This window comes from Micromonospora vinacea (assembly GCF_015751785.1).
GTDB classification, from domain to species: Bacteria; Actinomycetota; Actinomycetes; order Mycobacteriales; family Micromonosporaceae; genus Micromonospora; species Micromonospora vinacea.
Genome location: NZ_JADOTY010000001.1, coordinates 5,538,246 through 5,550,638 on the forward strand (window position 1 = coordinate 5,538,246; position 12,393 = coordinate 5,550,638).

Consider the following 12,393-nt stretch of genomic DNA (forward strand, 5'->3'; position numbering starts at 1 on the left):
TCATCGCCATTCCTGCGGACACCACGGACGTGTTCCGCTCATCCAGCATGACACGGCCGCGCTCACGGCCACCGCGCCTGACCGGTGGCCGTGCCGTGCAGGCCCCGGCGTACCGCCTGACGCCGGTCGCGCACACCCCAGGCGGTGATCCGCCACAGCGCCTCGGCCACGATCTTCGGGCTCATCTTGCTGTCGCCGCGTTCCCTCTCGGCGAAGGTGATCGGCACCTCCACGATCCGCACCCCGGCCCGGTGCGCCAGCCGGGACAGCTCCACCTGGAACGAGTAGCCCTGCGAGGTCACCGAATCCAGGTCGATGGCGTCCAACGCGCTGATCCGGTACACCCGGTAACCGCCGGTGGCGTCCGACACGGGCATGCCCAGCGCCAGACGGGCGTACAGGTTGCCGCCGCGCGACAGCAACAGCCGCCGCAGCGGCCAGTTGAGCACCCGCGCGCCCCTGGTCCACCGTGAGCCGATCACCACGTCCGCGTCGCGGGCGGCCGCCAGCAACGCCGGCAGGTCCTCCGGGGCGTGCGAGCCGTCGGCGTCCATCTCCACGACCGCCTGGTAGCCCCGCTCGCGCGCCCACCCGAACCCGGCCAGGTACGCCGCGCCCAGGCCCTCCTTGCCCTGGCGGTGCAGCACCTGCACGTGCGCGTCACCGTCGGCGAGGGCGTCGGCGATCGCACCGGTGCCGTCGGGGCTGTTGTCGTCGGCGATGAGGATCTGCACCGCCGGGGCGGCGCGCCGGACCCGGCCCACGATCACGGCGATGTTGTCGGCCTCGTTGTAGGTGGGGATCACCACCAGCACCCGGCCCACACCGGGCACCTCGTCCGCGCGTCGGATCGTATCGGTCGCCTGGATCACGGTTCCTCCGCTCCCGCCGGCGTACCGGCTGTTGCTATCCGGGCCTGACCCGCTGCCGCCGGCGCAGCACCGCCGCGCCGACCAGGGCCGCCGCGGCCAGCGCGGCGAGCGCCACCTCCGGCCACCAGCCGAGGCGGGTGGCGAGGGTGCGTCCGTCGTCGAGCCGCAACTGCCGCACCACGACCTCCCGGGTGTTGAACCCGGTGGCATCGCTTACCCGCCCGTCGGGTGCGACGAACCCGGACACCCCGACCGTGGAGGCCATCAACGCCGGCCGTCCGTGCTCCACCGCCCGCAGCCGCACCATGGCCATCTGCTGGCGGGCCTCCGCGACGTCGAAGGTGGCGTTGTTGGTCTGCACCACCAGCAGTTGCGCGCCGCCGGTGACGGTGTCGCGGACCACCTCGTCGTAGGCGACCTCGAAGCAGATCACGTCACCGAGCACGGCGGGGCCGGCGCGTACCACGCCCGGGGTGCTTCCGGGCACGAAGTCGTTGCGGATCAGGTCGACCTGCTTGCTGACCATGCGGGCCACGTCGCGCAGCGGTACGTACTCGGCGAACGGCACCGGGTGGCGTTTGGTGTACAGCTGGTCGAGGTCCGCGCCGGTGCCGGGGCGCCACAGGATGCCCGCGTTGCGGACCTGCCCGGCGCCGGGGCCCAGCAGCACGGCGCCGACCAGGATCGGCGCGCCGACGGTGTCGGCGGCCTGGGAGATCCGCGCCCCGGCGGTGGGGTTGCGCAGCGGGTCGATGTCGCTGGAGTTCTCCGGCCACACCACCAGGTCGGGTTGCCGCTGCTGCCCGGCGGCGACCCGCGCGGCCAGCTCGATGGTGGCGTCGACGTGGTTGTTGAGCACCGCCTGCCGTTGGGCGTTGAAGTCCAGGCCCAGCCGGGGCACGTTGCCCTGCACGATCGCCACGGTGACGGTGGCGCCGGACCCGGCGGTGGCGACCGGCACCAGCAGACCCCCGGCGGTCAGCGCGACGGCCACGACGGCCGGTACGACCACGGGCGCCCACCGCCGCCCCGACGCACCCCTGGCGGGTGGCGGGCCGTCCAGCGGGCTGTCAGCGGGCTGCGGCGTGGTGTGCTCGGGCACGTGGCGTCGGGCGGTTGCCCAACCCCGCCAGGCCGCGGTGACCAGCAACCCGCCGGTGAGGGCCACGGCGAAGGTGACCAGCGGGGCGCCGCCCAGCGCGGCCAGGCGCAGCAGCGGCGAGGTGTCCTGGCTGAACGCCAACCGCCCCCACGGGAACCCACCGAACGGGGTGCGGTCGCGCAGCGCCTCCTGCCCGACCCACAGCAGCCCGGTCAACGCCGGCCACGCCCAGCGGGCCCGGTCGGCCAGCGGCGACACCCAGGCGGTGGCCGCGCCCAGCAGCGCCAGGTAGCCGGCCTGCAGCAGTGACAGCAGCACCCACGGCAGGTAACCGGTGTGCAGGTTCGTCCAGGCCAGCAGCGGGGCGAAGAACGCCACCCCGGTCAGGAAGCCCAGACCGGCGCCGGCGCGCAACCGCCGCCGGTGCGCGGCGGCGGCCAGCAACGCCACCCCGACGGGCGCGAGCGGCCACAGCCCGTACGGGGGGAACGCCACCAGCAGGGCCAGCCCGGCGGCCACGGCCAGGGGTACGGCGACCCGCAGCGGCAGCGGCCGACCGGGAACGACCGGCCGGGGCAGCGCCGCCGGGGTGTGCGTCTCATCCCGGTCCAGGGTCGTCACCGCTTCACCTCGATCACGGGGCGAAGGTTACCTGGCTGGGGGGTGCACCGGCCGCGTCGGGCCGTCGGGCACGAACCGCCCGGGGGACATGAAATCGGGGCGCGGCTCGCGCCGCGCCCCGATGCTCCCAGGCCCTTCCCGGCCGGTGTGGCGAGGATGGGGCACGACGACCTTCGGACCGACCGGACGTGGACTGGCTGCCCCCGCCGGGCCGTTGTCTACTGGCCGTGCACCTCACCCTGCCCGTACACCGGTAACCGCGGCCGGTTCGCGCCGCCCCGCCGACCCCCGCCCGCTGGACCTGGCCGCCGCGACGATGACGCTGAAAAATGTCGCTCGGCCAGCGGACGAAGGGACGAAGCGAACAACAGCCGCTTCCCGTGGTAGGACTCAAAGACGGTACGTGCCGACCCCCGTCTTTTGTCAACCCGCAGCCGGCCTGTCGTGTGTTGCGACACGGCGTGTCGGGTCGGCGAGTCTCAATGCGCGCGCAGATGCTGACGCAGCAGCGCCTGCGCGGCAGTCCGGTGCTCCTCGGCGAGCAGCCCTCCGGCGGCCAGCACGTAGTCGGCGTCGACCACCGCGGCGGCCGCGCGGGGCAGCGCCCACCCGCCGGCGTGGTCGGCCAGGACCGCCGTCAGCACCTGCCCCGACACGTCCGCCGGCGCGTGCCGCAGCACCCCACCGGAGCCCACCAGCAGCCGCACGTCGCGCAGGTCCCGCCCGGCCCGCTCACCGGTCGCCGCGCCCCGGGCGTGCCGGCGCAGCGCCACCGTCGCGGCGAGGGTGGCGATGCGCCGGTCCACGGCCCGCTCGACGTCGTCGACGGCCAGGAACGCCGGGTCGGCCGCCCGACGCGCCGCGGCGGCGCTCAGGTCGTCGGACTCCCCGGCGGCGAGCAGCCGCTCCTCGGCGGCGGCCCGCACCACCCCGGGGGCGCTCCACCGCATGCCCAGATCGCCCTCCACGGTGCGGGCCCGCCACAGGCTGCCGGCGACCTCCCGGCCCGGCCCGGTGGCCCGCTCGTCGGGCGTGAGCACCGAGTACACGTCGGTGGTGGCCCCACCCACGTCGACCACGGCGAGGTCACCGCCGAGGGTGTCGGCGAGCACCTCCACACCGGTGAGCACCGCGTCGGGCGTGGCCGCCCGCACCAGCCGCGCGAACCGGGCACCCCTCGACAGTCGTTTGCCACCGATGACGTGGCGCAGGAACACCGCGCGGATCGCCGCCCGCGCCGACGCCGGGGCGAGCACCCCGATGCGCGGCAGGACGTTGTCCGCGTCGGTGACCGGCACCCCGGCGTCGCGCAGCAGCCCGGTCAGCTGGTCGCGTACGTCGGCGTTGCCCGCGTACACCACGGGCCGCCGCCACCGGGCCCGGGCCAGGCGGGTGGCGTTGTGGGTGATGGTGTCGGCGTCGCCGCCGTCGGTGCCGCCGACGAGCAGCACCACGTCCGGTCGGGCCGCCCGCAGCGCCGTCAGGTCGGCGGCGCCGAGCCGCCCGGCCGCCACGTGCACCACGTGCGCGCCGGCGGACAACCCGACCCGCCGGCCGGCCTGGGCGGTGACCAGCGGCTCGTAGCCGATCACGGCCAGCCGCAGCCCACCGCCGGCCGACGAGCACACGTACCAGGGCACGTCGCGGACCCCGAGCCCGGCGGTGGCCGCCGCGACCGCGGCGTCCAGGCCGTGCAGCACGTCGGTGCCCACAGTGGTGGGCGCCGCCGCCGCGCCGGCCAGGACACCGCCGGCCAGGTCCACCACCGCCACCTTCGTGTACGTGGAGCCGACGTCGGCGCAGACCGCCAGGGTCACGAGTTTCCCTGTTCGCGACTGCGGGGCTCGCAACCCCGGCTCACTCCTCGCGACTCACGGTGAGCCCTCTGTTCGCGACTGCGGGGCTCGCAACCCCGGCTCACTCCTCGCGACTCACGCTGGCGGCGGGGACGACCACGGTGCCGGTGGCGGTGACCGCCACGATCGGCGGGTCGAGGACCTCGGCGGCGGACGCGGAGCGGTCCGGGCGGCCCCGGCACACCACCGCGCATTCCAGCTCCAGGGTGCGGCTGCGGGTGCCCACCCGCGTCACCCGCGCGGTGACCTGCACCACGTCCCCGGCGTGGATGGGCGCGTGGAAGCGCACGTCGGCGTACCCGGCGAACAGGCCCTCGTCGCCGTCGGTGTGGATGCACACCTCCGTGGCGACGTCACCGAACAACCCGAGGGCGTACGCCCCGTCGACGAGGTTGCCGGCGTAGTGGGCGTGCGAGTACGGCACATACCGGCGGTGCGTCACCGTCACCCCGAGCCGTGCGTCGGTCATGCCATCGCCTTCCGTTGCGTGATCAGGGCGTGCACGAGATAGCTGGCCACCTCGCCGGGGGTGGTGCCCCGACCGAAGATCCGGTCCACGCCCAACTCGTCGGTCATCGTCTCGTCGAAGCGGGGACCACCGACGATCAGCAGCGGCCGCCGCCCCGCCGGCATCGCCTCCCGGAACGCCGCGGACATCTCCCGGGTGTTGTGCAGGTGCGCGTCGCGTTGGGTGACCACCTGCGACACGAGCACCGCGTCGGCCTTCTCCACCCGGGCGGTCTCCACCAACTCCGGCACACTGACCTGCGCGCCCATGTTGGTGACCTTCAACTCCCGGTAGTACTCCAGGCCCTTCTCCCCCGCGATGCCCTTGACGTTGAGGATCGCGTCGATGCCCACCGTGTGCGCGTCGGTGCCGATGCACGCCCCGACCACTGACAGCTTGCGCCGCAACCGCTGCTTGATCACCGTGTTGACGTCCTTCGCCGACAGCAGCGCGAAGTCCCGTTCCACCACCTGCACGGCGCTCAGGTCGACCAGGTGGTTGACCCGCCCGTAGACGACGAAGAACGTGAACCCGTCGCCCATCGGTTTGGCGTGCACCACCATCGCCGGGTCGATGCCCATCTTGTTGGCCAACTGCACTGCCGCGCCCTCGGCGCGCTTGTCGTGGGTCACCGGCAGGGTGAACGACACCTGCACCATCCCGTCACCGGTGGTGTCCCCGTACGGGCGCACGATCTGCTTACTCACGCGGCGGCCTCCAGGATGTCGGTGGCCGGGTTGCAGTAGTCGGCCTCGTGCGCGGCGACACCGGACAGGCCCTTGCCGCGGTCCGCGGGCCGCTTCATGATCCCGAAGGTGCCCTCGGCGATCGCCGTCAGCAGCGTCTGCTCGCCGATGCGGTCCAGCAGGTCCAGCGCCTCACCGAGGACCTGGTTGGCGCGTCGGCGGATGAACCCGCCCGGCGCGGGCACGAAGTCCTCGTGCAGCCCACCGGCCGCGCCCAGGACGTAGCGCACGTTCTGCAGGGCGATGTCCCGGTCGGACAACCACGGCGTCACCACCGCCTCGGTCATCATCCCCACCAGCAGGATGCCCTGACCGGTCAGTGCGCCGGCCAGGTTGAAGAACCCGTCGAGCAGGTTGCCCCGGAACACGTCACCGGTCATGTGCTTCGTCGGCGGCATCCACTTCAACGGCGCGTCGGGGAACAACTCCCGGGCCAGCAACGCGTGCGCCAACTCCAACCGGAACGACTCCGGCACCTCAGGGTTGATCTCGAACGCGTGCCCCAACCCCAACTGCCAGTCCGCCAACCCCGCCTCGTGCGCGAAGAACTCGTTGAGCAACTGCGACACCGTCACCGTGTGCGCCTCGTCGACCGCGTCGGCGGTGGTCAGGTAGTTGTCCTCACCGGTGTTGATGATGATCCCGGCGCGGGCGTGCACCTGCCGGGAGAACCGCTGGTCGACGAAGGTGCGCACCGGGTTGATGTCGCGGAACAGAATCCCGTACATCGAGTCGTTCAACATCATGTCGAGGCGTTCCAACCCGGCCAGGGTCGCCATCTCCGGCATGCACAGCCCGGACGCGTAGTTGGTCAACCGCACGTAGCGGCCCACCTCCTTCGACGACTCGTCCAACGCCGCGCGCATCAGCCGGAAGTTCTCCTGCGTGGCGTACGTGCCGGCGAACCCCTCCCGGGTCGCGCCCTCGGGCACGTAGTCCAGCAACGACTGCCCGGTGGAACGGATCACCGCGATCACGTCCGCGCCGGCCCGCGCCGCCGCCTGCGCCTGCGGAATGTCCTCGTAGATGTCGCCGGTGGCCACGATCAGGTAGATCCACGGCCGCTGCGCCGGGTCACCGTGGCGCTTCACCAGACGATCCCGCTCGGCACGCCGCCGGTCGATGCGCCGAATGCCCGCTCCGACCGCCTTACGCGCCGCCGACCGGGCAGCCGTCGCCGCCCGCCCGGTGGGCTGGGTGAACCGCACCGAACCGGCGGCGGCCTTCTGCGCCAGCAACGTCACATCGGTGCTGCCCTCCCGGACCAGGGCGTCGAACACCGGCACCGCCACCCCGTGACCCAACCCCACATCCGCGGCGACCGCGTCGACGAGCCGGTTCACCCACGGAATGCCGTCCGGGTCGGCACCGGTCACCCCGGCCAACCGCAGGACCGCCCGCTCCACCGACACCGTGGTGTGGCTGCGCGCCAGGTCCACCACCGGCTGCCCGGCCCGACGCGCCAATTGCCGCGCCCGCGCCACCAGCACCGGATCAAGATCAAGCTTGCTCATCGACCATCCACTCATTCCTGTGCCTGATGGCTCGCTCGCTCACGACGGCCCTTCCTCATAGATGACCTCACCGCGCAGCACCAGGCGCCGGCACACCGGCAGCGGCGTCGGGTCGTCCGGACCCCGCTGCTCCGGGTCCTCGGCCTGCAGCACCGGCAGACCCCGCTCCACCCCCGCCGGCGTCGACCACACCGCGAACGTCGCCGGCGCACCCAACGCCAGGACCCCCTCGGCGTCCAGGTGCACCGCCCGCCACCCACCACGGGTGTGCGCCGCGAACGCCGACCGCACACTCATCCGCTGCGCCGGGTTGTGGTGCGCCACCGCGGCCCGCACCGACCCCCACGGGTCCAGCGGCGTCACCGGCGAATCCGACCCGAACGCCAACGCCACCCCCACCGAGTGCATCGCACCCATCGGGTTCGACTCCAACGACCGGTCCAACCCCAACCGCGTCTCGTACATCCGGCCCGCGCCACCCCACAACCGGTCGAACGCCGGTTGCATGCTCGCCACCACCCCGTACTCCACGAACCGGGCGATCAACTGCTTGTTCATGATCTCCGCGTGCTCGATGCGGTGCCGGGCCGCCCGCAACCGCTCCACCCCCACCGTCCGCGCCGCCGCCGCGAACCCGTCGAGGACGGTGCCGATCGCCGCGTCGCCGATGGCGTGGAACCCGCCCTGCATGCCATGCGCCGCGCAGTCCAGCAGGTGGTCACGCACCTGCTCCGCCGACAGGTACCCGTGCCCGCAGCCGTCACCGTCGCCGTACGGCTGCGACACGTGCGCCGTGCGCGAACCCAACGCCCCGTCGGCGAACAGGTCCCCACCGGCGCCGACCGCGCCCAACTCCCGGGCCCGCGCCGCGCCGCCCAACTCACCCCAGTACCCGTACACCTCCGGCAGGCCCGCGCCGGAGATGCCCAGCAGACCGGTGAAGTCCTCCTCGTCGGAGATCTCCGGGCCACCGCACTCGTGCACCGCCGCGATCCCCAACGACGCCGCGTGGGCCAGGGCCACCCGCTGCGCGGCGACCCGCTGCGCCCGACTCACCGACCCCTGCGCGGCCGCCCGCACCACGTGGTGCGCGTCGCGCCGCAACCAGCCCGACGCGTCGTACCCGGCCGCCTGCGCCGCCTGCGGGCACGCCGCCAGCAACGCCGACGACACCAACGCCGAGTGGATCGACGCCTGCGACAGGTACACCCGACGACCACCGGCGGCCCGGTCCAGCGCCGCCGCGTCCGGCAACGTCGGATCCGACCAGCCCGACTCGTCCCACCCGTGTCCCAGCACCACCGCGTCCGCCGGCAGACCCGCCGCGAAGCCCGCCACCGCGTCGAGCAGCTGCCCCGCCGAGCGCACCCCGGACAATTCCAGCCCGGACAACGCCAACCCGGTGTCGGTGGCGTGCACGTGCGCGTCGACGAACGCCGGCGTCACCAACGCCCCGCCCAGGTCCACCACCCGGTCGGCCGGCGGCGCGTCACCGTCGGTCCCCAACCAGACAATCCGCCCACCGGACACCAGCAGCGCGGTGGCGCTCGGGTCGGCGGGGCAGTGCAGCACTCCGCCGCGATACAACGTCGAGGGGTTCGTCATGACCTCAGTCTGCCGCGACCCGCGCCGCGAACAGCTGACGCACCCCCGGCTCGGCCCGCAGCAGCCCCAGCGCCAACTCCGCGTGCCCCGGCACGTACCCGTTGCCCACCAGCATCGTCACGTCCGCCGCCAACCCCTCCGCGCCCAACGCGGCCGCGGCGAAGCTCGTCGCCATCGAGAAGAAGATCACCGTGCCGCCGTCCGCGGTGGCCAGCACCGCACCGTGCTCACACCCCGGCACGTCCACGCAGACCACCGTCACGTCCGCCGGCGCACCCAACGCGGTGGTCACCGCCGTGGACAACCCCACCGGGTCGCGCGCGTCGGCCAACGCCACCACCGACGCCAGACCGGCGGCCGTCAGCGCGTCGTGCTCCGACGCCACCGGCACCACCCCGACGGTACGGGCGGCGCCCGCGCGTCGCGCCGCCGCCAATGACAGCGACCCGCTCTTACCGGCCCCGCCGATCACCGCGACACGCACCGGCGTCGGATCACCGCTGCGCCGACGCTCCTCGACGTAGCGCGACACCACCCGGGCGGTCAGCGCGGGCGCCCCGCACACGTCCAGCACGGCGAGGGACAACTGCGGGTCCTCGTCGGCGGGCAGCACCGCGGCGATGGACCGCGCGAACAGGATCGCCCACCCGTCGCAGGGCACCTGCTCGCTGCGCCCGTCCCAGCGGGCCAGCCCGTCGGTGATCACCAGGGGCGTCAGCGTCAGCGACACCAGGGTGGCGACCCGCTCCCCCGCCTTGAGCCCCAGCGGGGACCGCCGGCCGGCCTCCTCGACAGTGCCGATCAGCATCCCACCCGACCCGGTCACCGGGTTCTGCATCTTCCCCCGGGTCTCGATGATCTCCAGCACCTCGGCGCGGACCGCGTCACCGTTGCCGCCGTGCTTCTCCGACAACTGCCGGAAGCTCGCCGCGTCCAGGTTGAGCCGCTGCACCCGGATCCGCACCTCGTTCGGCGCGATCGCCGCCGACGTGTCCAGGCGCCAGGCCGCCTGCGGCAGCACCCCCGCCGGTTGCACGACGCGGTGCAGTCCCACCGGTGACGTCACGCCAACCTCCCCTGCCCAGCCGTCCGAAGCCCCGGTCAAGGCTCGCGTAACGGGAAAACTTACGGCAGACTAATTTCTTCGCCGGATATTTTCCAGTAGCCTTCGGGCTCCGATGATCAGCCGCAACACCGAGGAGGGGCCGTGACCCAGACCCAACCGGTTGAGACCATCCCTCAACCCCGTCACGCCCCGGTCGCCGTACCGACCGCCGGGCAGCCCTACGAGTACCACCGCCGCCCCCTGGTCGAACCCGACTGGACCCGCTTCCCCGGCTGGCGCCACGTCACCCGCGACCAGTGGGAATCCGCCCAGTGGCAGCGCGTCAACTGCGTCAAGAACACCAAGCAGCTCCGCGCCGTCTTCGGCGACCTCATCGACGAGACCTTCTACGCCGACCTCGAGGCCGACCAGAAGGCCATGGCCACCATGTCCATGCTGGTGCCCCCACAAATGATCAACACGATGGTGCCGTTCACGACCCTCACCACCGAGGCGCTGCTCGCCGACCCCATCCGCCGCTACATGATCCCGGTCGCCTCCGACCGCCGCACCGACTGGCCCTCACACCCCTACGCCAGCCGCGACAGCCTCCACGAGCACGACATGTGGGTCGCCGAAGGGCTCACCCACCGCTACCCGACCAAGGTCCTCGCCGAACTGCTCTCCACCTGCCCCCAGTACTGCGGGCACTGCACCCGCATGGACCTCGTCGGCAACTCCACCCCCGCGGTCGACAAACTCAAGCTCACCCTCAAGCCCGTCGACCGCTACGACGCCCACATCGCCTACCTCAAGGCCCACCCCGGCGTCCGCGACGTGGTCGTCTCCGGCGGCGACGTGGCCAACGTCCCCTGGCGCAACCTCGAGTCGTACCTCATGCGCCTGCTGGAACTGGAGACGGTCCGCGACATCCGGCTCGCCACCAAGGCCCTCATGGGCCTACCGCAACACTGGCTGCAGCCCGACGTCGTCGAGGGCCTGGAGCGGGTGGCCCGCACCGCCGCCCGCCGCGGCGTCAACCTCGCCATCCACACCCACGTCAACCACGCCCAATCGCTCACCCCACTGGTCGCCAAGGCCGCCCAGACCGCCCTCGACGTCGGCGTCCGCGACGTCCGCAACCAGGGCGTCCTCATGCGCGGCGTCAACGCCACCACCCCGGAACTGCTCGACCTCTGCTTCGCCCTGCAAGGCGAAGCCGGGATCCTGCCGTACTACTTCTACATGTGCGACATGATCCCCAACGCCGAACACTGGCGGGTCCCGGTCTGGCACGCCCAGCAACTCCAGCACGACATCATGGGCTACCTCCCCGGCTACGCCACCCCGCGCATCGTCTGCGACGTCCCCTTCGTCGGCAAGCGCTGGGTGCACATGCTCACCGACTACGACCGTGAGCGCGGCATCTCCTACTGGACCAAGAACTACCGCACCTCCATCGAATCCGCCGACCTGGAGGCGCTCAACAAGCGCTACGCCTACTACGACCCGATCGACACCCTCCCCGTCGACGGCCAGCAGTGGTGGGCCGACCACCGCGACGACTGACCCACCCACGACGAAGCCCCCGGGAGGATTCCCGGGGGCTTCGTCGTCCCCCGTCACCGGCAGTCCAGCGCCTGCACGTACCCGGCGCGCACCGTCCCCGCGGCGACCTCGTCGGCGTACTCCCAGAACACCTCCGACCAGTCACCGGCCCGGTCCAGATCCCGCAGCACCCGCCAGCCATGGCTGCTGCGCAACGCCTCGGTGGCCCGCCGCACCCCGGCCTCGTCCCCACTCGCCCGCGCCCGCTGCCACTCCGCGATCCACCCGCAGCCGACCCGCGACGTCACCCCCACCCCGTACAGCCACAGCCGAGCCTCACCGCCGTCCGGAATGTCCTGCCGGCGACGCCACGCCACCAGGAAGGTCTCCGCGACGACGTCGGCCGCGGTCAGGCGCGGATACCGGCGAGCACGAGATCGGCGACCCTACCGATCACCTGGGCGCTCGTCGCTGCCGGCAACCGCCGAAGCGATGCGATGGCCAACAGGCCGGCCCGGACGTCGTCCGCGTCGACGCCGCCGCGCAGCACCCCCGCCGCCCGGGCCCGCACCACCAGCACGTTCAACGCCTGCGCGTGTTCCCCCCGCTCCCGCTGAAACGCCGCACTCACCTCACCCGGCCCCAACAACGCCTCGTTCAGCGCCCGATCATGGATCTGCCGCTCAGCGAACTCCCGCACCACCCCCGACAGCGCCCGCCACGGGTCCGGGTCGTCAAGCGCGCGGCGCATCCGCACACCGCAGTCCTCGACACGCTCGGCCAGGACCGTCGCGACCAACTCCGTACGCGTTGGAAAGTGCCGGTACAGGGTCGCCACCCCCACCCCAGCCCGTCGCGCCACCTCCCGCATGGGCACATCGAGCCCGGCCGACGCGAACGCCTCCCGCGCCGCCGCCACCACCCGATCACGGTTGAACCGGGCATCGGCACGCTGGATCTGAGACATTCTCGGCCG

Annotated in this window: 11 protein-coding genes; 1 reads left to right on the forward strand and 10 read right to left on the reverse strand. The window is 72.9% G+C overall.

The window, feature by feature from the left end; genetic code table 11:
- Positions 1–62: 62 nt before the first annotated feature.
- From IW249_RS26150 to kdd, 8 genes are all read right to left on the reverse strand, one after another.
- Positions 63–872: a polyprenol monophosphomannose synthase gene (locus IW249_RS26150; RefSeq protein WP_307788710.1), complete on the reverse strand. Its 810-nt coding sequence runs from the start codon at positions 870–872 to the stop codon at positions 63–65.
- Positions 873–906: 34 nt separating this feature from the next.
- Positions 907–2,595 carry an apolipoprotein N-acyltransferase gene (gene lnt, locus IW249_RS26155; RefSeq protein ID WP_196923181.1) on the reverse strand — a complete coding sequence of 563 codons (1,689 nt, stop codon included), beginning with the start codon at positions 2,593–2,595 and terminating at the stop codon, positions 907–909.
- 479 nt (positions 2,596–3,074) lie between these two features.
- Complete coding sequence (locus IW249_RS26160) at positions 3,075–4,412, reverse strand: glutamate mutase L (RefSeq protein ID WP_196923182.1); 1,338 nt, start codon at positions 4,410–4,412, stop codon at positions 3,075–3,077.
- A 100-nt stretch (positions 4,413–4,512) separates the two neighbouring features.
- On the reverse strand, positions 4,513–4,920 hold the full coding sequence (gene kal / locus IW249_RS26165; protein ID WP_196923183.1) for a 3-aminobutyryl-CoA ammonia lyase: 408 nt from the start codon (positions 4,918–4,920) through the stop codon (positions 4,513–4,515).
- Positions 4,917–5,666 carry a lysine 5,6-aminomutase subunit beta gene (gene kamE / locus IW249_RS26170; RefSeq protein ID WP_307788711.1) on the reverse strand — a complete coding sequence of 250 codons (750 nt, stop codon included), beginning with the start codon at positions 5,664–5,666 and terminating at the stop codon, positions 4,917–4,919. The genes kal and kamE overlap by 4 nt, the downstream gene beginning before the upstream one ends.
- Positions 5,663–7,219 (reverse strand): lysine 5,6-aminomutase subunit alpha, encoded by a 1,557-nt coding sequence (gene kamD / locus IW249_RS26175; RefSeq protein WP_196923184.1) that lies wholly within the window; start codon positions 7,217–7,219, stop codon positions 5,663–5,665. Before kamD ends, kamE begins: the two co-directional genes overlap by 4 nt.
- A 39-nt stretch (positions 7,220–7,258) precedes the next feature.
- Positions 7,259–8,824: an amidohydrolase gene (locus tag IW249_RS26180; protein WP_196923185.1), complete on the reverse strand. Its 1,566-nt coding sequence runs from the start codon at positions 8,822–8,824 to the stop codon at positions 7,259–7,261.
- A gap of 4 nt (positions 8,825–8,828) precedes the next feature.
- Positions 8,829–9,890: an L-erythro-3,5-diaminohexanoate dehydrogenase gene (gene kdd / locus IW249_RS26185; RefSeq protein ID WP_504871057.1), complete on the reverse strand. Its 1,062-nt coding sequence runs from the start codon at positions 9,888–9,890 to the stop codon at positions 8,829–8,831.
- A 141-nt stretch (positions 9,891–10,031) separates the two neighbouring features.
- Here kdd and IW249_RS26190 point away from each other — a divergent pair, with 141 nt between their 5' ends.
- Positions 10,032–11,438, forward strand: a complete 1,407-nt coding sequence (locus IW249_RS26190) for a KamA family radical SAM protein (protein WP_196923186.1) — start codon at positions 10,032–10,034, stop codon at positions 11,436–11,438.
- A gap of 53 nt (positions 11,439–11,491) precedes the next feature.
- Here IW249_RS26190 and IW249_RS34455 read toward each other — a convergent pair whose 3' ends face one another.
- Positions 11,492–11,794 carry a hypothetical protein gene (locus tag IW249_RS34455; RefSeq protein ID WP_231392656.1) on the reverse strand — a complete coding sequence of 101 codons (303 nt, stop codon included), beginning with the start codon at positions 11,792–11,794 and terminating at the stop codon, positions 11,492–11,494.
- Between the two features lie 32 nt (positions 11,795–11,826).
- Positions 11,827–12,384: a TetR/AcrR family transcriptional regulator gene (locus tag IW249_RS26200; protein WP_231392657.1), complete on the reverse strand. Its 558-nt coding sequence runs from the start codon at positions 12,382–12,384 to the stop codon at positions 11,827–11,829.
- Positions 12,385–12,393: the final 9 nt, after the last annotated feature.